This window comes from Glaesserella sp., assembly GCF_041814905.1.
Taxonomy (GTDB): domain Bacteria; phylum Pseudomonadota; class Gammaproteobacteria; order Enterobacterales; family Pasteurellaceae; genus Glaesserella.
In genome coordinates, this window is sequence record NZ_JBGXYA010000050.1 from 1 (window position 1) to 24,904 (window position 24,904).

General features: G+C 38.6%; 25 protein-coding genes. 8 read left to right on the forward strand and 17 right to left on the reverse strand.

All coding sequences use genetic code 11. The annotated features are described in order from the left end of the window. The 3 genes from ispH to ACEYJ7_RS07625 form a co-directional block, all read left to right on the forward strand. The coding region (gene ispH, locus ACEYJ7_RS07615) for a 4-hydroxy-3-methylbut-2-enyl diphosphate reductase (protein ID WP_373778477.1) at nucleotides 1-706 on the forward strand (706 nt) is incomplete at its 5' end. Next, the gene (locus tag ACEYJ7_RS07620) at nucleotides 706-945 is read left to right on the forward strand and encodes a succinate dehydrogenase assembly factor 2 (RefSeq protein WP_373778478.1); all 240 of its coding nucleotides are present in this window, start codon (nucleotides 706-708) and stop codon (nucleotides 943-945) included. The genes ispH and ACEYJ7_RS07620, both read left to right, overlap by 1 nt. Before the next feature lie 94 nt (nucleotides 946-1,039). Continuing rightward, nucleotides 1,040-2,458 (forward strand): DHA2 family efflux MFS transporter permease subunit, encoded by a 1,419-nt coding sequence (locus ACEYJ7_RS07625; protein ID WP_373778479.1) that lies wholly within the window; start codon nucleotides 1,040-1,042, stop codon nucleotides 2,456-2,458. 117 nt (nucleotides 2,459-2,575) lie between these two features. On the opposite strand, the gene ACEYJ7_RS07630 is transcribed toward ACEYJ7_RS07625, so the two are convergent. The 17 genes from ACEYJ7_RS07630 to glpA form a co-directional block, all read right to left on the reverse strand. Further along, complete coding sequence (locus ACEYJ7_RS07630; RefSeq protein WP_373778480.1) at nucleotides 2,576-4,372, reverse strand: pilus assembly protein; 1,797 nt, start codon at nucleotides 4,370-4,372, stop codon at nucleotides 2,576-2,578. Between the two features lie 21 nt (nucleotides 4,373-4,393). After that, nucleotides 4,394-4,957 carry a tight adherence pilus pseudopilin TadF gene (tadF, locus tag ACEYJ7_RS07635; RefSeq protein WP_373778481.1) on the reverse strand — a complete coding sequence of 188 codons (564 nt, stop codon included), beginning with the start codon at nucleotides 4,955-4,957 and terminating at the stop codon, nucleotides 4,394-4,396. After that, on the reverse strand, nucleotides 4,935-5,501 hold the full coding sequence (locus ACEYJ7_RS07640) for a TadE/TadG family type IV pilus assembly protein (RefSeq protein WP_373778482.1): 567 nt from the start codon (nucleotides 5,499-5,501) through the stop codon (nucleotides 4,935-4,937). Before ACEYJ7_RS07640 ends, tadF begins: the two co-directional genes overlap by 23 nt. Before the next feature lie 12 nt (nucleotides 5,502-5,513). Continuing rightward, complete coding sequence (locus ACEYJ7_RS07645) at nucleotides 5,514-6,269, reverse strand: tetratricopeptide repeat protein (protein WP_373778483.1); 756 nt, start codon at nucleotides 6,267-6,269, stop codon at nucleotides 5,514-5,516. Further along, nucleotides 6,259-7,113, reverse strand: a complete 855-nt coding sequence (locus ACEYJ7_RS07650; RefSeq protein ID WP_373778484.1) for a type II secretion system F family protein — start codon at nucleotides 7,111-7,113, stop codon at nucleotides 6,259-6,261. The genes ACEYJ7_RS07645 and ACEYJ7_RS07650 overlap by 11 nt, the downstream gene beginning before the upstream one ends. Next, nucleotides 7,110-7,997 (reverse strand): type II secretion system F family protein, encoded by an 888-nt coding sequence (locus ACEYJ7_RS07655; protein WP_373778485.1) that lies wholly within the window; start codon nucleotides 7,995-7,997, stop codon nucleotides 7,110-7,112. The genes ACEYJ7_RS07650 and ACEYJ7_RS07655 overlap by 4 nt, the downstream gene beginning before the upstream one ends. A gap of 1 nt (nucleotide 7,998) precedes the next feature. Then, nucleotides 7,999-9,276: a CpaF family protein gene (locus ACEYJ7_RS07660; protein WP_373778486.1), complete on the reverse strand. Its 1,278-nt coding sequence runs from the start codon at nucleotides 9,274-9,276 to the stop codon at nucleotides 7,999-8,001. Between the two features lie 28 nt (nucleotides 9,277-9,304). Next, the gene (locus ACEYJ7_RS07665; protein WP_373778487.1) at nucleotides 9,305-10,414 is read right to left on the reverse strand and encodes a pilus assembly protein; all 1,110 of its coding nucleotides are present in this window, start codon (nucleotides 10,412-10,414) and stop codon (nucleotides 9,305-9,307) included. 32 nt (nucleotides 10,415-10,446) lie between these two features. After that, nucleotides 10,447-10,950 (reverse strand): hypothetical protein, encoded by a 504-nt coding sequence (locus tag ACEYJ7_RS07670; RefSeq protein ID WP_373778488.1) that lies wholly within the window; start codon nucleotides 10,948-10,950, stop codon nucleotides 10,447-10,449. Continuing rightward, nucleotides 10,947-12,335, reverse strand: coding sequence for a type II and III secretion system protein family protein (locus ACEYJ7_RS07675; RefSeq protein WP_373778501.1), 1,389 nt, complete (start codon nucleotides 12,333-12,335; stop codon nucleotides 10,947-10,949). The genes ACEYJ7_RS07670 and ACEYJ7_RS07675 overlap by 4 nt, the downstream gene beginning before the upstream one ends. 4 nt (nucleotides 12,336-12,339) lie before the next feature. After that, nucleotides 12,340-13,146: an SAF domain-containing protein gene (locus tag ACEYJ7_RS07680; RefSeq protein WP_373778489.1), complete on the reverse strand. Its 807-nt coding sequence runs from the start codon at nucleotides 13,144-13,146 to the stop codon at nucleotides 12,340-12,342. Between the two features lie 50 nt (nucleotides 13,147-13,196). Beyond that, nucleotides 13,197-13,628 (reverse strand): prepilin peptidase, encoded by a 432-nt coding sequence (locus ACEYJ7_RS07685; RefSeq protein ID WP_373778490.1) that lies wholly within the window; start codon nucleotides 13,626-13,628, stop codon nucleotides 13,197-13,199. Between the two features lie 15 nt (nucleotides 13,629-13,643). After that, entirely contained in the window at nucleotides 13,644-13,838 is a 195-nt protein-coding gene (locus tag ACEYJ7_RS07690) for a Flp family type IVb pilin (protein WP_373778491.1), read from the reverse strand. Nucleotides 13,839-13,920: 82 nt separating this feature from the next. Then, on the reverse strand, nucleotides 13,921-14,190 hold the full coding sequence (locus ACEYJ7_RS07695) for a Flp family type IVb pilin (RefSeq protein ID WP_373778492.1): 270 nt from the start codon (nucleotides 14,188-14,190) through the stop codon (nucleotides 13,921-13,923). Nucleotides 14,191-14,728: 538 nt separating this feature from the next. Continuing rightward, nucleotides 14,729-16,000: an anaerobic glycerol-3-phosphate dehydrogenase subunit GlpC gene (glpC, locus tag ACEYJ7_RS07700; RefSeq protein WP_373778493.1), complete on the reverse strand. Its 1,272-nt coding sequence runs from the start codon at nucleotides 15,998-16,000 to the stop codon at nucleotides 14,729-14,731. Continuing rightward, a complete protein-coding gene (gene glpB / locus ACEYJ7_RS07705) occupies nucleotides 15,997-17,289 on the reverse strand; it encodes a glycerol-3-phosphate dehydrogenase subunit GlpB (protein WP_373778494.1) in 1,293 nt (430 codons plus the stop codon). Before glpB ends, glpC begins: the two co-directional genes overlap by 4 nt. Next, nucleotides 17,279-18,970, reverse strand: a complete 1,692-nt coding sequence (glpA, locus tag ACEYJ7_RS07710) for an anaerobic glycerol-3-phosphate dehydrogenase subunit A (RefSeq protein ID WP_373778495.1) — start codon at nucleotides 18,968-18,970, stop codon at nucleotides 17,279-17,281. Before glpA ends, glpB begins: the two co-directional genes overlap by 11 nt. 281 nt (nucleotides 18,971-19,251) lie before the next feature. Here glpA and glpT point away from each other — a divergent pair, with 281 nt between their 5' ends. The 5 genes from glpT to ACEYJ7_RS07735 all read left to right on the forward strand — a co-directional run. Then, entirely contained in the window at nucleotides 19,252-20,697 is a 1,446-nt protein-coding gene (glpT, locus tag ACEYJ7_RS07715; protein ID WP_373778496.1) for a glycerol-3-phosphate transporter, read from the forward strand. Between the two features lie 96 nt (nucleotides 20,698-20,793). After that, nucleotides 20,794-21,867, forward strand: a complete 1,074-nt coding sequence (glpQ, locus tag ACEYJ7_RS07720; protein WP_373778497.1) for a glycerophosphodiester phosphodiesterase — start codon at nucleotides 20,794-20,796, stop codon at nucleotides 21,865-21,867. A 309-nt stretch (nucleotides 21,868-22,176) separates the two neighbouring features. Further along, nucleotides 22,177-22,956, forward strand: coding sequence for an MIP/aquaporin family protein (locus tag ACEYJ7_RS07725; RefSeq protein ID WP_373778498.1), 780 nt, complete (start codon nucleotides 22,177-22,179; stop codon nucleotides 22,954-22,956). 35 nt (nucleotides 22,957-22,991) lie between these two features. Then, entirely contained in the window at nucleotides 22,992-24,500 is a 1,509-nt protein-coding gene (glpK, locus tag ACEYJ7_RS07730) for a glycerol kinase GlpK (RefSeq protein WP_373778499.1), read from the forward strand. A 145-nt stretch (nucleotides 24,501-24,645) separates the two neighbouring features. After that, on the forward strand, nucleotides 24,646-24,904 hold a 259-nt coding region (locus tag ACEYJ7_RS07735), incomplete at its 3' end, for a transposase (RefSeq protein ID WP_373778500.1).

Sequence of the window (24,904 nt, forward strand, 5' to 3'; positions counted from 1 at the left end):
ACGTCAAGAAGCCAAACGTCGTGAATTAAAAGTGTTTGATGCGACCTGCCCGCTTGTGACTAAAGTCCATATGCAGGTGGCGAGAGCCAGCCGTAAAGGAACAAAAGCAATTTTGATCGGACACGAAGGACATCCTGAAGTAGTCGGCACCATGGGGCAATATGACAACCCGGAAGGCGGTATTTTTTTAGTGGAGGATGTAGAAGATATCGCCCGCTTAGGTTTAAAAGATGATAGCGATCTGACCTTCATGACTCAAACGACACTCTCCATTGACGATACGATTGATGTCATTGAAGCATTAAAACAAAAATACCCGGCGATTCAAGGACCGCGTAAAAACGATATTTGTTACGCCACAACTAACCGCCAACAAGCTGTTCGTGAATTGGCAATACAAGCACAGCTCGTTTTAGTGGTCGGTTCTAAAAATTCGTCCAATTCCAACCGGTTAGCGGAGCTTGCTTCCCGAATGGGAACTCCGTCAAAGCTGATTGATGGCCCGCAAGATATCGATCCTACATGGTTAGACGGCGTACAAACCATCGGTATCACTGCAGGCGCATCAGCTCCGGAAGTGTTAGTACAATCGGTGGTTGAACATTTAAAATCATTAGGTGTAACCGACGTCTCCGAATTAGAGGGCTGTGAAGAAAATACCGTGTTTGAAGTCCCGCGTGAATTACGCATTACGGAGGTAAATTAATGAACCGCTTTAGAATTGAGTGGGAATGTCGTCGTGGCATGCGTGAACTGGATAAAATGATTATGCCGTTTTATCAGCAATATTTTGATGAGTTGAATGAAATACAGCAGCAAACGTTTGTTGAGATGCTAAGCTATAGCGACCCGGAATTATTCCGCTGGTTTATGCATCAATTACCTGCGCCGACCGCCGAACTACAAGAAATGGTTGCGCTTATCCGTTCTAAATTAGCCTATTAATCAACTCAAACCGACTCACATAAAGTAACAAGCGGTGTGTTTTTGCAAAAAATTTGCAAATTCCCACCGCTTGCCTTGTTTTAGAGAACAAACTATGTCAAACAGACAATATGAATTTTTCGGACAAGATCCGAATTTCCCAACCAAGTTGGTCACATTTACCGTATTAATCGGTGCATTTTTTGGTTACCTGAATGAAACCTTACTAAACGTAGCGCTCACCCATTTAATGGTGGAATTTCATATCGACAAAACCACCGTACAATGGATGGCGACCGGCTTTTTATTGGTAATGGGAGCATTTACTCCGCTGACTGCCAATGTGATTCAGTGGTTTACGACCCGTACAATGTTGTTAGTTACACTGATTACCTTTGTGGTCGGCACCTTAATTTGTGCTTTTGCCACAAGCTTTCCGATGCTATTGGGCGGACGTTTTATTCAAGCTGTTTCCGCCGCTTTTACCGTCCCGATCTTGTTTAACACCATTTTGTTGATTTATCCGCCGGATCGTCGCGGTACCATCATGGGGATTATTACGATGATGTTTATGGTGGCTCCGGCTATCGGTCCGACGTTATCGGGGGTTATTGTTGATTACTTCGGTTGGCGTTATCTGTTTTTACTGACAGTTCCGTTTATTTTGCTCTCTATTGCATTGGCAATTTTGTTTCTTAAAATCAATCTACAGCCACTGAACAGACCCAAAATTGACTGTTTGTCCGTATTCCTTTCGATACTTGGGTTAGGAACATTAGTTTATTCCACCAGTAACTTTGCGATTTTGAGTTTACCCGTGTTTGGAACTTTGTTTGTCGGTTCAATGATATTGATTGCGTGGTTTGCCAAACGGCAGACAATTCTAACAGAGCCGTTAGTGGATCTGTCAGTATTTCAGGTAAAACAATATCGCTATGCCATGATCATTTTAGCAATTCTGATGTTTGTTTTTATTGGCGCTGAATTGATTATGCCAATGTATATGCAACAAGTAGTGCTGCTATCCGGCACAGCAACCGGCTTAATTTTACTACCGGGAAGCGTGGTACAAGCATTTTTATCACCGTTAATGGGTAATCAACTCGATAAACGCGGAGCAAGACCGATTGTGGTACCGGGTACAATATTGATGTGCGTAACTTTTGTGTTAATGATGCTATTTTTCAACATTGACAGTTCAAACTGGCTACTCACCGTGATTTTTATGCTGCTACCGATTTCAGTATCGATGATTGTTGTCTCAGAAACTCACGGTTTAAATGCACTTCCAAAAGAGATGTATCCGCACGGCACGGCAATTATCAGCACCATTAACCCCATCGCCGGTGCGGTAGGGGCCGCATTCTTTGTTGGAGTCACACATATGGGAGAAAAACTTTATAGCACAACCGAAATTACCTCAGAAACCCCTCGTTTAGCAATGATGTCCGGTGTACTACTTGCCTTTGGTATTGCCATAGGAATGAGCTTAATTACACTCTATTTTGCGAATAAATTGAGGCGGTCCATATAAATAGTCGTTATATATCATAACTTAGGTTATATCAATTAAGCTTGGTATGTTTTGAAAATAAAAATCCCGTATCCGATGATGAACCGATACGGGACTTTAATCATAATTTAACAGTTACTAGTTAAACGTTGGTTTTTTACTTGATGTTGAACCCACCTCTTCTTGAATACCAATAACGGATTTAAAGGCTTCTAGTAACGCCTCTTTCTCTTTTACAATAAAGAAATTATCTTCACCTACACATTTCTTCCACGCTTGTGCTAAGTCTGCAGGAGGATCATATCCAAAGGCAACGAAAGCGATCTTAGTTGGTAGTTTCTTGAGGCTATTGTCTTGCAAGCTATCAATTCGGGTGCGTATACGATCACAAATACCGTTATTTAAAAGCTGCAACATAAATTTCTTATCCGGAGTATTATCTTCACCATCGGACAGCATCAGCATAATACGTTGTGTATTGCTTCCTAATTCTTTTGGTAATGCTGCGTCAAGAGTATTTTGGTCCATTAAATAATTAGCCCCAATAATAACGCCTGAAGAAATATTAGTATCACCAGCCAGCTGTGTTTGATCTAGAACATCTACAATATTTCTATTATCTTGAGTAAACCATTTTTCAGAAGTTGTAAGACCTGGCGTTCCCCTAGCATGGCGCTTTTTCCCTTCTTCATTAAGAAGATAATAGTCATATCCTGTTTTATTGTCCTTATCAAAGACTAATTCATAATTTTTATTTTTTCCGTCAAAAGAATCTATCTGTGTTATTGTTTCCTTTATATCCACAAAAGAATTAAAAATTGCTGTAACAGTATACCAATCACCAACATTCATTGCTCTAATTATTAAAGGCTTTATATTAACATCCGCAGTACAAAGTTTTCTGCCATATTGATCCGGTGCTCTACAATCATTGTGATTAAATGAATTCAATCCATAACCTTTATACACATCTTCAAAGTCATTCCATTTGGCATCTGCAAAAGAGTATTCCCTACTTCTAAATCGTATATTTGTTACGCGTTTATCATTTCCGTAATAAGGGAAAACCCGTTTAGCAACCCCTCTCTCTTGAGCATAAGTAGAAAAAGAGACAAATCCGATACGGTTGAACGGACTTACACCGGTATTCTTAGTGGTATCTTTAGGTAATAAAATATCCGAAATTTCTCCGACGGTATTTCTCAAAATATAGTAACGCCGTTTTTCTAGGGAAACATCTTTAATCCCCTCTAAACTCCAACTCATTGAAGTGGAGAAATCCAATACCAACATTAGATCTATTGGTATCACTGTACCCCGTTCTTTTTTCGCATAAGTTAAACCGGAATTAATTTTCTCTCGTTTATCAAAACTAAGTTTAGTATCCGCTAAATAAAGCCATGACTTACGCTCCATTTCACCTTGTACTTCGCAAACAATTGGTTTACGCGAATAGTTATTTTTGGTTGTTACGGCATTATCAATTTGTTCACACTTATAATAAAAATCTTTAGTAATTTTTGCCTCTAGGTTTTCGCTAGCAGGGTTTCCATCTTTTATATAAGAACGCATATAAACCTGGGAAATACCTTTAAGTAATTCCTGGTTACGTCTGTCTTGCTGCGCTTTAAACTCATCATTATCGAATTTATCTTTATCTTGTTGAGAAACAGTTTGTCGGGTTACATCATAATGCTTTTGATTTTCTCTGAACTCATTACTTTCAGAAACTAACGCCAGTGCCGCTTGCTCAACGCCTTGTTCAAATCGGGCTTTATCTAACAATAAACCTGAACCATCCACTGATAAAGCAACTAAACCAAGCAATGCAGCGCCCATAGGTGCAGTAATGGCCATATAAACACCACGCTGATCACGATAAAAGCGTTTAAGATGCTGAGAACAAACTCGGGTTAAATGAAATTTGCTATTCATTCTATTTCCTTAAATATAAAGTTATCTTGAAACAGCCATTGATGAAGATCGAACCAAATTATTCACACCTTCTGTTTGATTAAGGATAAATGCTTTGAAAAAGCTACTGGTTTCAACACAAAGCGTTACTTGGTACAGCGGAACTTTCCTCTCATTATTAAATTCAGAACGAGGAGAAAGATTACTTAACTGAGAAATTGGACTATATGGCGGACAATCTGCAATATCACCGAGAGTTGTTGCTTGTTGTGCCGGACCTGGCCAATACTCTAGAACTACGTAAACTTTTTCTTGACTACTTTTATCGCCGTAAAGTAAACGCTTCGAAAGCTGTTTGAACTGTTCTAAATCTTCTGCTGTGATAGAAGCTCTTTTATCATATAACTGAATACGCTCACGCAATATATTTACTGAAGTGTAAGAGGCATTGTCTAATTTACCCAAAGTTGAACGAAGGATAACTAAATCTACCATAAAAGCAAAAATAGCCAATAAAAACAACAGCATGAAAAAAAACTCTATCGTCGTTGCACCTTTTTGGTTTTTCAGAAAATATTTAAATTTATTTAAATAGTGATCTTTCATATTCTTGTACCACAACAATTTCACGAGATAATATAGATTCTGATAAAGAACCAGATAAGAATGGCATAGGAATTAACGGTTTATAGCCAGCCTGTAATTTATAACTCGCTAAAGTTGCCAGCTCCCCAGTCGGAGACACTAATTGCCCATCAACCATGGTTGGTTGCTTATATTGATTGTTTAATAATGCATCTAAACAGTTACTATTTTGGCCTTGAGTACAATCAACATAGTTTACGGTAACCTTGTCTTCTTGGGTCGGAATTTGCATAAACATCACCATTCCTGATTCTGCTTGCAGAGCTCTTTGCTCCTTCAAAGTCTTTTTAAACAATTCCTCGTAATTACCGCCTTCAGCCTCTTGTGCCCTTGAAATCCGCGTACTCTCGGCTATCGCTAAATCCCAATAGGCAGAAGCCAGAGTAAGTCTACTCCATTCAAAAATCATAAAAACAACAGTAAAATAAATAACAATTGTTAATACAAATTCTACTGTTGTTGTACCTTTATTACTTCTAACAAAGTTTTTAAGTATGCTTTTCATAATTTTCAACTATTAACGACCAACTTGAGGAAGCCGTTCTGTTTTCTTAAGTGCATTAACTAAATCTTCAGGACTAGTATTTAAGCGCTCTTTACGAATAATATCTAATGCATAGTCTGTATCACCACTTTTAACTAAGGCAAATACAAGATTATGAACTAAACGAGAATCTTTAGAACCATTTAAGTATTGTGGTAATAATAATTCTGCTGCATTGCGATAATCAGTATTTAAAATACTTAACATTGCTAAGTTATTAATCGCAACAAGATCCGTTATAAAGAGTTCGCGAGCTCTATTAATATCATTAAATGCATCTTGTAATCTACCTTGTTGGGCAAATACAATTCCTCTTAAATTATAAGCCTCACCATTACTTGGAGAACGACTAATTAAGTTACTTACATTAGACATTGCTTCATTATATTGAGCCAATTGAATTTGATTTTTAACCTGTAAAATAGCAGCATTTTCACCAAGCTGATCATTTCTTGTGAGCAATGGTTGTAAATATAACAGAGAAGATTTGCTATCGCCTACTTGATAATAACTCTCTGCTAATTTATAACGAACTGTCGGATCGTCATTTGTTTTCAGCATATCGCGATAAAGTGAAATCAATGCATTGTAGTTTTTAATGCTCTCATATAATTTCTCTTTTGCCGCTATACTATTCGGACTACCCTCATTGTATTGAGAAGTAGAGCAAGCAGATAAAGAAATCACTAAGCTACAAAATAATGTTGTTTTAATAAATTTAGAATACATTTGGAAAGACCCTCATCGCACCAGGTGCTAAAATTAATATAATAATCGGAAACATAATGAATATAATTAGCGGAATACTCATTTTGGCAGATAATGTTCCTAATTTTTCTTCCATGACTAATAACTGCATTTCTCGAATGTCTGCAGATAATTGTGTAAGCTGAGGATAAATAGATGAACCAAAATTTAAACTCTGCTGCATTACAGTACAAAACATTCTGATTTCTTTGGTCGGCAGCGATATTGCTAAATCTTGTAAAGCTGCTGATAAACCTGTTATTTCTGCTTTACGAATAATTCTTAATAAAACATAAGTTAAATCGGGATTTAATTTTTTGAAATCCATCGCAACCTGTTTTAATGCGGCTTCAATAGTTACCCCTGTTTGAACATTTACAGCGACTAGATCAATAAAACCTGCCAAATCAGTCATAATTCTTTTGATTTTACTTTTCAAAATACTATTGGTAAGTATTCCCGGAATAAGGATAACAGCAAGAATTACAACAAAAATACCGATAAAGAAAGTCATTTGATCGCTATTTCTATTAAATAAATAATAGATTAGAGATACCACAAAGATAGTTAGAAGTTTTGCTTTTACATTTTTATCTATGGTACCTAATAACTTTAAAAAAGGGTTATTATTAATCAACAACAACTCAAGCTCTATTTGCTGCTTTGTTTTTCCTTTTTCTATATCTTCATTATTTTTTTCTTTAGGGCGAAGGTTTAATATTATCTCCCTATGAATATCAAATTTTTTCTTTGCTGAAAATGCGATAAAAAGGAAGATAGAACCAGATAGAATCAATGCTAATAGAAATAATGCAATCTTTATCATGTAGACTTCCTCATCAACCACCAAATAATAAACATTCCTAATAATTCACTACCGATAACATAATATAGAATAACTCTTCCGCTAGGATTATTAATTAAATAATCAAAATTTTCAGGCATCGTTACTTTCATAAAGAAAAAGAAGGCAATAGGAAAACTTGCGACAATCATAGCAGACATACGAGCTTCGGATGTCATCGCTTTCTTTTTTTGTTCCATCTTTTTGCTGTCTGCTATCACACGACCTAAACGAGAAATCACTTCTTTCATCTGCCCACCTTTAGTCAGGTTGGTACGAATAATCGTGATAAAAAAGTAAAATTCCTTATATGGATAGCGGCTATAACTGTCGGTAAATACGGACATTGGTTCTTCCCCGATAGATAAGCGGCGATAAATATTTCTAAACTCTTCACCAAGCTGACCTGTAATATCTTTACCACAACGATCTAATGCTTGTAATAAGCCAGAACCAGAAGATGTAGCTGAGTTAATTACTTGAATAATCTCAGGAAATTTTTCTTCAAACATCTTTCTATTTTTATGCTGCCCTAATTTCCAAATAAGTAAAAAGAAAAGAGAGAAAAAACCTAAAATAAATACCTTGTTATCAATCCTTATATAAAACAGATTAATGTAATAAAGCGTAAGAAAAACCACAAAGCTTATAATAATACTTCTAAATAAATTTTTCTTTTCTCCACCAGTGAAGTAAAATAGCCATAATATAAACTTTTCTCTAACAACCTCTAATATTCGTTTAAATCTATTGTTATCATGATTTTCTCTGGCATGGATTCTTCTTCTTGTTTTATTCCAAGTTAATGCGGTATAACTCAAAAGTAAAATACCAAAACCCAGAATTGAGTAATAGAAAATAATCATATTACATCTCTCCAAAAATACTTTGCAACTCTTTACTTAAGTTAAATACTTGTGCATTTTGATAAACTGCAGAGCGTGTTAATAAACCGTGACAAATAAATTCACCAATGATTTTTCCTTTCTCATTTCGATATTTACTCGGTTGATAAGAAAATATATCCTGTAACACGATCTGACCATTTTCCATTCCCATTACCTCCGTAATATTCATGACTTTTCTTGAACCGTCATTTAAACGGGAAGCTTGAATAATAATATTCACTGCAGATGAAATATTACGGCGAATAGCTTCTAAAGGTAGAGATGCATTTGACATCATTACCATAGCTTCTAAACGGGCCGTTGCATCTCTAGGACTATTAGCGTGGAGAGTTGACATTGAACCATCATGGCCAGTATTCATTGCTTGTAACATTTGGAACGCTTCTGCACCACGACACTCACCGACGATAATTCGTTCCGGACGCATACGTAATGCATTGATTACTAAATCCTGCATCGAGATTTCACCTGTTTTTTCTACACCGGCTAAACGGGTTTCTAAGCGCACCACGTGTGGTTGTTCCAGACGTAATTCAGCGGTATCTTCTAAAGTCAATACACGCTCAGTAGGAGAAATATAACTGGACAAGGCATTAAGTAAGGTTGTTTTCCCTGAACCAGTACCACCAGAAACAATAATATTGACTCGTGAACGTGCCGCAATAATTAAGAAGTTGGCCATTTCTAGAGTCATGGAACCAAAGTTAACCAATTCTTGTAATGACTTTTTCGACTTACTAAACTTACGTATAGAAATTGAGGTACCGTCTAAAGCAATAGGATGAATAACTACGTTTAAACGGCTACCATCCGGAAGACGTGAGTCTACTAAAGGCATACTGTCATCGATACGACGACCTACTTTAGCAACAAGCCTTTTAGCTATATCTGTCAGTTGTTCATTGTTAATAAAGGTTTTATTTGTTTTTTCCAAGATACCGGCACGTTCAACCCAGATATTATCCGGACCGTTAACTAAGATATCGTTGATTCCATCATCTTCCATTAGTTCACGTAACGGACCATAACCACCGATTTCATCAGCAATAGTTTCAGCCATCACTAATGTATCAGCAGATGTGATATAGATATTATTAACCGCAGCAATACGGTTAACATTTTGAATCAACTCTTCAATGAGCCTTGATCTCTCATCTTGGACTTCATCAAGTTTTTCTACATCAAGATTGCTTAATACTTCATTCCTGAAAAAAACCTGTTGTTCTTTACTTAACATAATTTATATTTAACCAAAGATTTACTGACTACTTGCCAAAGAGTGAAGAAAAGAAACTTTTTTTACTATTCTGCTTCTTACCTCGAGAAAGCATACCAATGACTCTCATCGCTAAAGTTTCAATTTCTTCTTTACCATTTTTACCCAAATTAATGGATAAAACTTTATTACTGTCAGTGCTTTTTAAGAAAGGAATCACTGCATCAATCGGACTTTTAATGAGGTTCTCAATATCCGTTTTAACCATTAATTTAGAGGTTTCTAATTTGTTATCTGAAAGACAGATAAAAGTACGGATTGGTTTTCCTGTTGTACTACGAATACGATCACATTCATCTAAAAACTGTTTAGCCACACGTAATGAACCAATACGACGCTCTACAACTAACACAAAGTTATTACTTTGCTCAATAACCTGAGAAAAATCTTCTTTATTTACATTAAAGATAGGTTGATCATAAATAATAAAGTTATATTTGTTAGTTACTGCACTCGCCAGTTTACTCGGTTGCCCTTTGTATAATCCTAAATGCTCGTTATATTCCACAACATCATTTTGTAGTTTCTTATCAAATAATAAATCAAGATCTTGAGAGCCGTTTGGTCCTTGGGCTAGTAGTACTGGAATTTTTTTACTGTTAGCAATAGCATTGGCTACATGAGAACTGATTAAACTAGAACCAATTCCACCTTTACAGCCCAAAATACTGATTTTGATTGTATGGCGAACTAATGGAATATTTACACCGGAAAGCACTTTCTCTACCATTTGCCCAACTTGGGACTCCGAATTAAAGTAGAGAATTCCTTCATGTAACAACTTTTGAGATAAAGAAATCGAGTCACTTTCTCCCAACACACAACACCAAACATTCTGCGGTATCATGCTATGGATATTATCCGTAATTACATGAATATTAGTCTCGCTTCCAATGTCTGCAATAACTCCTAGCGTTTCTTCTTCAGAAAATTCAACATCGTGAGCAATGAAAATATTACCATCGACAACCTCGACATTTTCTAAACCACGCGTACGCAACATTTGAGCTACATCCATTCTGAGCTCTTCACGTTCGGATAAAACAATAATTTTACGTACGCTATCAATTACAACGCTGTCTTTATCGAGTAATAGCATAAACTTAACCTTTTTATTTTATTGTTTAATATTTAATTCTTTAATTGAATTTGTGAATTACTTTTTGTTGCACAAGGATTATATGGGTCGAAACTCATCATATCTTCCCCTGTATCCACTTTACAATTAAAGGCTCTCACTCCGATATGCTTAACTTCAACATATAATGGGTAAGAATCACGTTTCATTTTGCTACGTTCTAAATGAATATTTTTTTTCTTGATATTTAACTTTACTAGTGCATCACGAATACGTTTAGCTACTTGTTCTGATGATTTATTAGTCCAAATAATATGTACTGTTTTGTCTCCATCGCTACCAATCTCACGAGCTACTCTTTTCGCCATATTTAAGCTTGAATCAGAAGAACTTTGTGCTAACACGTAGCGCTTAACCAGCACCTCTTTATTTTGAAGATAGGTACTGTTCGTTGGTTGTACCGGTTTATTATTTTCAGCTAATTCGCTACCGCTGATTGCAAAACTGTTTGAAGAAAAGAAACAGAATAACGAAAATAGTATGATTGACTTTCTCATTGAATAAATCCTCCATTTTTCAGGAAATTGCTTGTTAACGTTTTATGATATACATCTTTTACAGATGTGGTATTAAAGAAACGTTCCATTGTTCCTGTTCTTTCAAAATTAGGATAGATAATATCATCACTATTAACCGGCTTCACTAAATTCACTGTCGCAACAATAACAAGTTCTTTGCTTTCTCTTGATGAAGATGCACTTCGGAAAAGAGAACCTAATATAGGAATATCACCTAATATAGGGAATTTAGAAATTCCTTCTAAATCTTCTTTATTTAATAACCCGCCTAAAATAAAACTTTCACCGTTAGCTATTTCAAAGGTTGATTTTGAACGACGAGTGTTAAAATAAGGAACAGACATAGTGTCGTAAGTATAGTTACCAGCAATAGTACTTACCTCTTGTGCTAAAACTAATCTAATACGATCATTCTTCTGTAATTTTGCCCCTACACCTAATTTCACACCAAAATCTTTATAAAGAATACTTAATTCACCATCGCTATTGCGTTGTGCGAATGGCACTTCACCACCAACTAAAATATCTGCAGTTTCTCCGGATAACATAGAGATATTCGGTTCTGAAAGGATTTTTCCATTACTTTGATCATCTAATGCATTGATAAAGAGATTTAAGTTATTTGCATTAACTAATGCTAAATTTGCTCCCCCACTACTAAAACTACCGGAGACACTAACATTTGCCAGATTTTTAAAGAAATTACCTTGTAAATTACTCCAGTTAATGCCTAACGCATCAGATAATTTCTTATTTACTTCTACAACAGTTAATTTAACGTTGATCAACGTATTTTCATCAATATTGGCATTATTAATTACACCTTCATATTCAAATTTATCAAGAAAAGGGACTTTTTCTTCTTTTCCATCACGATTTAAGGTTGTTTCAGTAACTTTCTTTGATGAACCTAACGCTTCACCAACAATACGATTAACTTCTTCGCTTTCTGCTTCAGATTTTGCTTTACCTTCAATGACGTAAGCTTTGCCAACTTTTTTAACTGACAAATCACTATTCGGAAAACGAATATTTATTTGATTGTTAGTATCCGCAATATTATTGATTACCGTATTCACATTCACCATATCATTAGTAATTGGCGAACCATCTTCACCAAATGCTATTACTTCAGATTTCCCTTCTGTTTTCGCATAAATCATGAAACTGTTGTCATCTAAAATTTCGTAATCCGCAACATTTGGTGAAGATACAAAAATTGTATCAATCTTCTGTTTAGTGGTAATCAGCTTGGTTTGCCCTTGTTCCAAGTTAAATGTTGCAGCTAATGCAGCAGAAGATAGAACTAGCCCGAACACACTTAAAAAAGTGATATTTCTTGTTACTTTATTGACTTCAAACATCATTTTATTGACCTCTTAATTCTCTAACGAATGTGCCACGGTGATTTGTTTTTTCTTCTTGATGACTTGGCAACACAATTAATTTTGGTTTACTTTCTAACGAATAAAATTCTTTCACTTTCGCCGCGTTCACTTGAATACTCACATAGCCAAGATAATCATTTGTTTTAGTTACTGAATTTTGTGATTCGGTCACCTCATCTGTTTTAAATATCTTAACTTGTAATACTCTGAGATTATCCGCCAATTTAATTAAATTTAATTTATCTGTATTTTTTCTGCTACTTGAGTCAGGCTGTTGGGTAAATACAGATACAAAATCGCCATGACGCAAAGTATCTAGAATATATTGTTCCGGCTCTCGAATATAAACACGGAAAGCAACTTCTTGTTTCGGATCCAAACTTGAAATGAGGAAACGACTATCATCCGGTGAAATGATTGAGTTTTTGGTAATTAAAGATCCTGAGGTAAGATTCTCGGCAACCAAAAAACCTTGTAAAGAACCAGTTTCACTACGATTAATCAAATCGGTTAAATCTGATTGAACAAGTGGGCTGGTTTCTTCTACTTTCATTTGAGAAAGTGTGTAGTCATCTGCTTGTAGCAGAGTACCTTTGGTGAGATCCCTATTAGTTACAGCCGTTGCAACCAAAACTTCGATCACTTTTTTCTCCTCTACCTTTTCAACCGGAGGAGGAGGCGGTGCCTGGGTCGTAGTTTCTTCACTTGACGATGGAAGTAAAAATAATCCTCCAACCCCAATAACAAGGATAAGAATAGAGATAATAAAGAGTGCTCTATAGTTCATGTTTTAGCCCTTAGGTAAGATAAAATAGTAATGTCCTATTAAAATTATTTTTATGCATAAAAAAATGCTAAATTGGTTAAAAAGCCGATACTGATTGCTACACCGTAAGGTAATCCGTTACGTTTAATAGACTCTCTGAAAAACAGCCATCCAATTATGATCAATAATAAACCTGCAAATGAGGTAAAAAAGAAAAAAGGAATAATTTGCTCTGCCGAAATGGTTAACATTAGCACAGAAACTAGTTTGACATCGCCGGCACCGATAACCCCCAAAGTAAAGAGAATAAACCCTGCACATAAGGTCATGAGTGCGGAGAAGATAAAGATTTGTCCATGTGTCAACCACGCAAGTGGCAAAATAATAAAAAATAAAATAATAATAATGTTATTGCTAATAATTCTTGAGCAAATATCCGTCCATGAAAGTCTTATTAGCAATAAGATTATAAGAATATATAAACAAAAAATAAGAAAATCCATTAATTAATTTCTACGCTAAGAAACAGCACTCGTTATCATTCTTTTAAGCTCGATAAATTTAGATTGAATTCCTGTGCTAATCCCTTGCTCTCCATAAACAGTAAAACCAATTACAACAGCGACAACAACAAGAATTAAACCATACTCAACTGTTGTTGCTCCTTTTTTATTTTGTAAAAAATAAAAAATAAAATTTATAATCTTATCCATTTTATTGTGTTTATTATTACGATATCTATCCACTGAAGTGGATAGATATCAATTATTATAATTTAAATGTTGTTAGCTATTATCAACCACCACTAGCACCAGTACCAGTACCACTAGCACCAGTATCACCAAATGTCGGTGCTGCTGTATTTACACTGTTGGTTAAAGCCTCAAATTTAGCCTTGATTGCATTTAAGAAACTATCGTTACCATAAAATGCATATACGATTAATGCGGCCATAGCCACGGCAATCAAACCGTATTCAATTGCAGTAACACCTTTCTCATCTTTTTTGAAGTTACGGAAAGCTTCTGTCATTGCGATATATGCTTTAGTTGTCAAGTTAAACATGTTTTTCTCCATTGAAGTCCATTTTCTGGACATTAAGTTAAAGTAAGTAAAATGATTATGAACCTACCACTCCAACTGGTAGGTGTTCACATTTTAGATTGTATGGTGTAGAAGACAATACTTTACCGACGGCTAAATATTTCAGCTAAATGACTTACAATTATTTACAATTATTCATTAGAGGAATGCTACAGATGGTTTAGTTATGAACGAAAGGAGTGTTTTATAGATTTGAAATAAGAATATAAAAATACGCCTATTTAAAAACCTTATAAAACATGTAGTTACAAAACAATAGTATTTGAAAATGGATTAGATTGTCATTTTTTATCAATAGCTCCAAATATGGAGCTGCATTAAAGCGAGTAAAAAAAGCTCTTTTATTTACATTTTTTTACAATTCGAATGTGACAGCTAAATCGGGTTAGCAACATAATTTTGTATATTCGCTATGATTTTTATAGAAAATTCGTGATCAATATTAGTCAAAAAGCACCACAAATCATCTTTGCCATTCATGATGCACTATACAATTCCATTACAAAGCTTTTGCCATTAGCGAAATCGGGTGTAAACAAGTTAAATTTGTTGACATATCAATCTGCCATTTACAGGTTTCGCATTCAGAAACGACGTAATCAAACCCACCATTGTTAATAATTTCAAATAATGGGTTACCAATCGCTTGTGAAGTGTCATAGTTTTCGGATTTAAAGCCATAGGTACCGGCAATTCCGCAACATTGAGAAGGGAGGACAACAATTTCGAGTCCCGGGATCTGTTTTAAGACTGCCAAGGTATAACGCGCCCAGCCTGCTTTTTCTACGTGGCAAGCAGTATGATATGCAATACGCAACGGCATTGGTTTAAAGTTTGGCTTTTTGCCTTGACTGAATAATTGGTAAAGATAGCGAGTAACAATATTCACCTGTGAGCGTACTTTAGTGTTGTCCATTCCTAATACATGATGATATTCATCACGTAAATTCATGGTACAACTTGAAGAAGTGCCAACAACGTCAAGTTTACGTTCAACGACTGCCTTTTCCAATTGGGCGATATTAAAGGTCGCTTGCTGTTTTGCCCGTTCCGGAAAACCGTTTACCATCAGCGGTAAACCGCAGCATTTCTCTTTTTCCAGCAACACCACCCCTATATCCATTGCATTAAACAAGTGAATTAACTCTTTACCGAGCTGCGGATTATTATAGTTGACGTAACAACCGTGATAATAAGCTACTTTATCGCGATACAACGCTTGGCGTTCCGCCTCTTTTTTTAGATACCAATGACGAAAAGAGCCGAAAGCGTATTTTGGCAAGGTTCGATGTTGGCTAACATTGAGTGTCTTTTCTAATAAGAAGCGGGTTGCTTTCAAACCGGTAATGGCATTCACAATCGGTGCAAACGGGGTATTGATTTTCCCCATAATATCCGTGTTGCTTAAAACCGCATCACGTAACTTATGGACTAACGGCTTATGTTGGCGATCAATATGACGGTTTCTGGCACGAACAATAATGTCACCGATTTTCACATCTGACGGGCAAGCCACTTCACAACGTTTACAATTAGTACAATATTTAAGCGCCTCATCATACAACTCGGCACTTTTGAGGCGTAAACGCTCACCATCCGGTCCGGCTTGTTTCGGACCCGGATAGTTCGGATTTTGGCGGGAAACCGGACAAACTGCAGTACAAGCCGTACATTTAATACAGCTTTCAAAAGATTCATCAAACCCCTGATGAACAATCGGAGATTGAGCGTTCTGTTGCGCCTGCTGAATTAATTGCTGAATATTATTCATCTTACTTCCCCCCCACAAATCTCATCTGCAACCGCTAATGCAGTGATTACCGCCACACCGGAGGCGCAGCCGAGTGCTAAACTGTCAAACCCGCCAATCACATTCCCGGCGGCGTATAAATTCGCAATAAATTGACCATCTTTACGGACTTGGCATTGATGATTAATTGCTACACCTGCCGATTGATACGGTTGAGGAGAAGCAAAACGTGTTGCCGTCCATGACAAGCGGTCGTTTTTATCGAATTTTTCGCAACCGATCACATCCGCACCAAATACCGGCTCGATAACTTGCTCAAACTGCGCAATCAAACCATTACTGAAATAACTACCGCTTGCCAATACAAAATCTTTCGCTGAAATGGCATCTTGCGGATACAAATTCGTATAGATTCTGGTAACTCGCCCTTCTTCTATATCCGCTTTCATGGCGCGATCGCCGTTCAACATCAAACCACCTAACTGTTCAAAACGTTGACGTAATTGTTTGTGCTGGCGGATACCTAATAAGGAAGGCGGCAAAGTCGGCAGCTCAAACATCGCAACCCCGACGGATTTCTTAATACTATTAAAAAAGCTTTGATCGTCTAAACCGAAGCAGGCAGGTAAGAAAATGGCAGAAGCACTGCCCGCCGCCTCTTTTATTTCTCTCACCAAATCACGAAACGCCAATTTATGTTCCAATAGTTGGGAAATGTTAACGCTGCGGAATTCCCGTGCGTTATTGCGCAGTTGATCAAGTTGCGGAATCCGCAAATAACCGATAGTTAATTCACAATCGGCAAAAGCGGGATGTTGTATCAAATTATCGACTAACAGCTGTGGTTGGAAATCGTGAAAACCTTCAATTCCTAATACGGCAATCCGCTTATACGGAAAACATTTGCCGTCCTCAATGGTCGGTACACTATTCGGTGACAACCAAGTGCCGCGCAACCCGCCTAAAGGAGTCACGCGCAAATGATTTTGTGCGCTTGAGCCCAGTAAATCCAGATTTAACGATGCCGCAAGTTGTTCAAACTGTTGAGCCTTTTCAAGGGTGCGCTGTTTGCCGAGCAAACAATAAGGGTGCTGCGGTAATTCCGTTTTCAATAGTTCAAACGATTTGCAAAATTTTTCGACTTTCTGACCGCTTGTTAAACGGTTAAGCAGATCCATTGAACCGGAAGAAAAATCCAGCGCAGCTTGCCCGTTATTGATAATAGCACAGCGTTTGCCCTGTTGTTGAAGCGCAATCGCACAGGTTAATCCGGCAAGCCCGCCACCAATAATCACTACATCAAAATTCATTATCGTCAGTCCCCTGTTGAGCTTGTTCTTCAAGCGGTTGAACATCATTAAGCCCTAATAAACCGTAATAAATCCAACTGGTGAAATCCGCTTCACGCAATGCATCACCCCACGCGATCGGCTCTATTCCACGCCAACGTTCTTCCATAAAAGAAGCCAGTTGTGTTGTTGATTGACGGGGAGTAGCAACGTTAAAACGAGCCATTAAACCTGCGGCTCTACAAGCGCACAGCTCCGCCTGGCAAGTTCCCATTCCGACACGGGTACGGCGACGTAAATCAACCAAATTATTCACACTCAATTCATCAACGGCATAGCGGATTTCACCAGCGGTGACGGCTTCGCATTCACAAACCAACGAACGATCCAAACGATCATTATCCAGCAAGCGAGTTGCACGGGAACCGTGGCGGTAGACCGCAGAATAACGAATGGTACTTGGTAGAGAGATAACTTTATTGTTCGTTTCCGCACGGCTTTCACTCGAACCGGGCAACGGTTTATATGCCGTTTCACAAGCAGCCGTTTTATTTAATTTTTTACAAACTAAATCCGTCGCCCATTCTGCCATAAGTCGATAGGTCATTAATTTACCGCCGGTGATGGTAATAAAGCCTTCTAAACCATCTCGTTCTTGGTGATCTAAAAGGACAATTCCGCGACTGACATTTCTGCCCGATGGATCATCGTCGGTTGCCACCAACGGACGTACACCGGCATAGGCTCGCAGTACGCGGGTATGGCGTAAACTCGGCGCCAATTTTTCTCCCTCGCGGAAGAGAATATCTACTTCTTCGGGTGTGACAACCATGTTGTCGATTTGATCATAAGGAATACGGCTGGAAGTGGTACCGATTACGCAAATGGTATCGCCCGGCACTAAAATATCTGCATCGGCAGGCTTACGACAACGGTTGATGACCATTTTGTTGATACGATGCCCCATTACTAGTAATGCCCCTTTCGCCGGGAACATTTTAATTTTGAGATCGGCATATTCAGCAATTCCCTGCCCCCAAATCCCGCTGGCATTCACAACTATTGGTGCAAAAAATTGGCGCTCGATCTTATTCTTATGATCATACACTTTTACTCCAATGACCTTACCCCCTTCACGAATCAGGCCTGTAACTTCGCAATAGGTAAACACTTTAGCGCCGTTTTCGGTGGCATCAAGCATATTGGAAGCCGTTAAGCGGAAAGGATCTATAGAACCGTCCGGTACAACGACGGCCCCAAGCAAGGCTGGGTTGACCGAAGGTTCCATACGTAATGCTAATTTAGGATCTATAGCTACTGCGTCAATTCCTGAAGCGTGACAAGAATTAATGAAGTTTTTTTGGAAATCTAAATCATCTTCCGGCAGAGTGATAAATAATCCTTCGGTTTCATCAATACAGTGACGAGCGATTTTGCGTAAAATTTTGTTTTCTTCGATACATTCTTTGGCGGATTCCTGATCTTTTACTGCGTAACGTGCGCCACTATGCAGCAATCCGTGATTTCTACCCGTTGCCCCTGTTGCAATATCGCGACGTTCCAACAAAATGCAGTCGATACCACGTAAAGCACAATCTCGAGCAATCCCTGCCCCCGTAGCTCCACCACCAATAATAATGACATCGGTACTTTGCGGAGAAAAGTCTGCCGCATTACGATACATTTTAGGTGAAATATTCATAACCACCCCACAAAATCTAAACATCGAAAACAAAACAATTCATACGCATTTTAGCCTTATCGAACATTTTAAAACAACAAAATGAGCGAAAAAGAAATCAAATTTGTGAATCAGCTCACATTTTGTTTGATTTAAAACAATTTCAGATGTTTTTTGTGAATTGTCTCACAAATTTAAACAATAAAACTTTTCACAGCTGACAAAAGTTTTATCATTTATACGGTCGTTCAATAATAAGAACTTGATTAACTAACACTTAAACAATTGCGTTGGAGTTTTTTATGTTTGGTCCATTTAAACCTGCTCCCTATATTCAGGAGCTACCTAAAGAAAAAATTGATGCCCGCTATAACTTTTTACGTTGGCAGGTATTTGCAGGGATCTTTTTTGGTTATGCGGCTTACTATTTTGTCCGCGCCAATTTCGATTTGGCGCAAAAAGGGTTGATTGAAGCCGGTATGTACAATAAAGCGGAACTCGGTATTATCGGTACGGGTGCCGGTTTAGCGTACGGTTTGTCTAAGTTCTTCATGGCGGCAATTTCCGACCGTTCGAATCCGAAAGTATTTTTACCGTTCGGTTTATTGTTATCCGGTTTATGTATGACCATGATGGGGCTTATGCCGTGGGCAACCTCCGGCATTGCCGTGATGTTCACCATGATATTCCTCAACGGTTGGTTCCAAGGTATGGGATGGCCGCCGTGCGGTAGAACGATGGTGCATTGGTGGTCAAAAAGTGAACGTGGTACGATAGTGTCGATTTGGAATACGGCACATAACCTTGGCGGTATGGTACCGGGTGCAATGGTGTTGTTAGCCAGTGCCGTTTATTTCAGTACTCATGGCGTTGAAGCCACAGCAAAAGATGTATGGCAACAAGCGCTTTATTATCCGGGAATTGCCGCAATGATTGCAGCAATTCCAATCTACTTATTAATGAAAGATACACCGCAATCTTGTGGTCTTCCACCGATTGAAAAATGGAAAAACGATTATCCGGATGATTATGATGAAAAAACTTACGAAAATAACCTGTCTACCAAAGATATTTTCGTTACCTATGTCTTGAAAAACCGTTTATTGTGGTATATCGCCATTGCCAACGTTTTTGTTTATCTAATTCGTTATGGCGTATTGAAATGGTCTCCGGTCTATTTGGGCGAAGTTAAACACTTTAATATCAAAGGGACTGCTTGGGCATATACGATTTATGAATTGGCTGCTGTGCCGGGAACCTTACTATGCGGTTGGGTTTCGGATAAAGTATTCAAAGGTAAACGTGGTTTAACCGGTTTTATCTTTATGATCCTTACAACGGCAGCGGTTGTGGCATTATGGTTAAATCCGGCAACACCGGAAGCCGAGTTGGCGCAATATGCGGGTAAAGCCTGGTATGAAAACCCGTATCAATTAATGGATTTCATCCTAATGACGACGATCGGCTTCTTGATCTACGGTCCGGTGATGCTTATCGGCTTACATGCGCTTGAATTGGCGCCGAAAAAAGCGGCAGGTACTTCAGCCGGCTTTACCGGATTGTTCGGTTACTTAGGTGGTACGGTTTCCGCGTCGGCAGTAGTCGGTTGGGCGGCTGAATATTACGGTTGGGACGGCGGTTTCTACGTCATGATCACCGGCGGCGTACTGGCTGTTTTATTAATGTTCATTACCATGATTGAGGAAAGCAAACATAAAGCCAAACTTGAAGATCATTACGGCAAATAAATCAGTGAACGGAGGGATATGAAGTAATTCATATCCCTTTTTACATACAGTGAGTACTTTTCAAGATCTGTTTATCTCTACTTTTAGGAGCAATTTATGAAATTCAGCACATTCACATTAAGTACCCTTGCAACCACATTATTTCTATCAGCTCAAGTACAAGCCGGTTCGGATAAGTTAGTGATTGCCCACCGTGGTGCAAGCGGTTATTTACCGGAACATACTTTGGAATCTAAAGCACTTGCCTTCGGACAACACGCTGACTACTTGGAACAAGATTTAGTCATGACCAAAGATAACCGAATTGTGGTTATTCATGACCATTTCCTTGACGGCTTAACCGATGTCGCCAAAAAATTCCCGAATCGTGCCCGTGAAGACGGTCGTTACTATGTTGTTGATTTTACTTTGGCAGAAATTCAAACCTTGGAAATGACGGAAAACTTCAAGGAAGAAAACGGTAAACAGGTTCAGGTGTATCCAAACCGTTTCCCGATGTGGAAATCAGATTTCAAAATTCATACCTTAGAGGATGAAATTGAGTTTATTCAAGGCTTGGAAAAATCTACGGGTAAAACAATCGGACTCTACCCGGAAATTAAAGCCCCTTGGCTACATCATAAAGAAGGTAAAGACATTGCGCTGGAGACATTAAAAATTCTCAAACACTACGGTTATGACCAAAAGTCCGATCCGATTTATCTGCAAACTTTCGATTTTAACGAACTTAAGCGCATTAAAAACGAATTACTGCCGCAACTTAAAATGGATTTAAAATTAGTTCAATTGGTTGCCTATACCGACTGGCATGAAACGGAAGAAAAAGATTCGTCCGGTAAATGGGTAAATTACAACTATGATTGGATGTTTAAAGACGGAGCCATGGCGGAAGTCGCAAAATATGCCGACGGTGTTGGTCCGGGCTGGTATATGTTGATTGATAAAGACAAATCGACGCTAGGCAATATCGTTTATACGCCGTTGGTAAAAGAATTGGCGAAATATAACATGGCATTACATCCGTACACGGTGCGTAAAGATGCCTTACCGCCCTTCTTTAACGATGTAAATCAAATGTATGATGCATTATACAATCAAGCCGGAGCCACCGGAGTATTCACCGACTTTCCGGATACCGCCGTGGAGTTTTTAAAGAAAACTAAACAGTAAATCTTAAATTTATATAAAGAAGCCCTATCGTGATCTCACTATAGGGCTTTAACTTGTTGCTCAAACTTATATATTTCCTTTTTCAAACTCCATTTGATGGATTTATTTTAAACCCGCACTCCTCATACAAATTATTTCCGATTATAAAATTATTTTAATGACCTATTTTAGTTCATTTTAGAAAAACAATGTGCGTTACTTCACAAAAATGAAAAATTCCGTTTGCCAAAAATGTTGCTTTGTTTATATTTTTGCTCGAAAACTTTCGTTTTCAGACATTTTATGCTTTTCCTGTATGAGGATTAATTTATGGACAAATCACTAAAAGCAGCCTGTATTGGTGAATTTATTGGTACTGGTTTGATTATCTTTTTTGGGGCAGGCTGCGTTGCTGCTGTCGTTGTAGGCGGAGCAACAATGGGCTTGTGGGAAATATCAATTATGTGGGGACTGGCGGTTGCTATGGCGGTGTATGCATCGGCAGGCTTATCTGGTGCGCATTTAAATCCGGCAGTAACCATTGCACTTTGGAAATTTGCGAGTTTTGACGGCAAAAAAGTTTTACCTTATATCATTTCCCAAGTATGCGGAGCATTCTGTGCTGCTGCACTAGTTTACTTTCTTTATAGCGATCTCTTTATTGCGACAGAGGCTGCACAAGGTATTGTCCGCGGTGAAGGTGTCGGAGTTGCAGGCGTTTTCTCGACTTATCCGAATCCGGCAATCAGTGTTGCACAGGCATTTGCTGTTGAAGTAGTGATCACAGCGGTATTAATGGCTCTCATTATGGCATTAACGGATGACGGTAATGGTATTCCGCGCGGTGCAATGGCGCCATTATTAATTGGTCTATTAATTGCGGTAATCGGCGGTTCTATGGGACCTTTAACCGGTTTTGCGATGAACCCGGCACGTGACTTCGGTCCAAAACTCTTTACGTTCCTAGCCGGTTGGGGAGACGTTGCATTTACCGGTGGACGCGATATTCCATACTTCCTCGTTCCGATTTTTGGTCCTATTGTAGGCGCATTATTAGGCGGTTTTATCTATAAGCACCTTATCGGCAAAAATTTACCAAGTAAATCTTAATTAACCATGACATTTTGTGACTAAAGGGAATTCCTATGAACAAAGAATACATTATTGCTTTAGACCAAGGCACCACCAGTTCTCGCGCTGTATTGTTAGACAAAAACGCCAATATTGTGGAAGTGGCTCAACGTGAATTTACTCAAATTTATCCACAATCCGGTTGGGTAGAACATAATCCGATGGAAATTTGGTCAAGCCAAAGTTCAACCTTAAACGAAGTCGTGGCGAAAGCAGGGGTAAAAGCGGATCAGATCGCTGCAATCGGTATCACAAACCAACGTGAAACCACGATTGTTTGGGAAAAAGAGACCGGCAAACCGATTTACAATGCGATTGTATGGCAATGCCGCCGTACTTCCGCATTCTGTGATGAGTTGAAAAAAGCAGGTCATACGGACTATATCCGTAAAACCACAGGTTTAGTGGTAGACCCTTACTTCTCCGGCACTAAAGTCAAATGGATTTTAGATAATGTGGAAGGGGCAAGAGAGCGTGCGAAAAAAGGCGAATTGTTATTCGGCACCGTAGATACATGGTTAGTTTGGAAACTGACTCAAGGAAGAGTCCACGTGACCGATTACACGAATGCTTCACGTACAATGTTATTTAATATCCACACTAAACAGTGGGATGACAAAATGCTTGAATTGTTAGATATACCGCGTGAAATATTACCGGAAGTAAAAAATTCTTCCGAAATTTACGGAAAAACGAATATTGGCGGTATGGGAGGTGTACGTATTCCGGTGGCCGGTATCGCTGGTGACCAACAAGCCGCACTTTACGGACATTTATGCGTTGAAGCAGGTCAAGCGAAAAATACCTACGGCACAGGTTGCTTTATGTTAATGAACACCGGCGATAAGGCGGTTCAGTCGGAAAACGGTCTATTAACCACGATTGCCTGTAATGCTAAAGGCGAACCTTGCTATGCGTTAGAAGGGTCAATTTTTATGGCAGGCGCATCAATTCAATGGCTACGTGATGAACTCAAAATCATTCACGACGCACGCGACTCCGAATACTTTGCCACCAAAGTGGACAGTACAAATGGGGTCTATGTGGTACCCGCCTTTACCGGTTTAGGCGCACCGTATTGGGATCCGTATGCGCGCGGTGCGATTGTTGGTTTATCTCGTGGCGCAAACCGCAACCACATTGTGCGTGCCACCCTTGAGTCTATCGCTTACCAAACCCGTGAAGTGTTAGACGCAATGCAAGCGGACAGTGGCGTGAAACTGGAAGCCTTGCGGGTTGACGGCGGCGCAGTGGCAAATAACTTCTTAATGCAGTTCCAAGCGGACATTCTTAATGCAAATGTAGAACGCCCTAAAGTGTTGGAAGTGACGGCTTTAGGTGCCGCTTATCTTGCTGGTTTAGCGACTGGTTTCTGGGGTAGCTTAGAAGAGTTACGTGGTAAAGCGGAAGTAGAAAAAACCTTCTTACCGGATCACGACGACGAAAAACGCGCAAAACGCTATAAAGGCTGGAAACGAGCAGTGAAACGCTCCTTAGAGTGGGCGAAAGAAGACGCTGAGTAATTAACGAGATAAATCGGGCATCATTGATTATGCTCGATTCAATCGTCTCTTAATACAAGCGGTGGGATTTGCAAAATAATTTGCAAATCCCACCGCTTGTTGATCTGCCCCCCAAAACTTGGACACCTAATTTGAGGTGCAGATTATGTCCCATCCTTATCAATTTCGTTCAGACATTATCAAATTGGTCATCGAGCAGGATGTTGGTATCCGCGAGGTGGCAAAATTTCATCACATTCCCCATTCTGTGGTAATTTATTGGCTAAAAGCCTTTCGTGAAAGAGGACTTGATGGCGTAAAATCCCCTTATAAAAAGCCTCAACCCCCGAAAATAGTGAAACCGAAAATGAAAAAGAAAGAAATTGAAGTGCCGGAGCCAACCGACCTTTCGCCCCAAGCGTTTA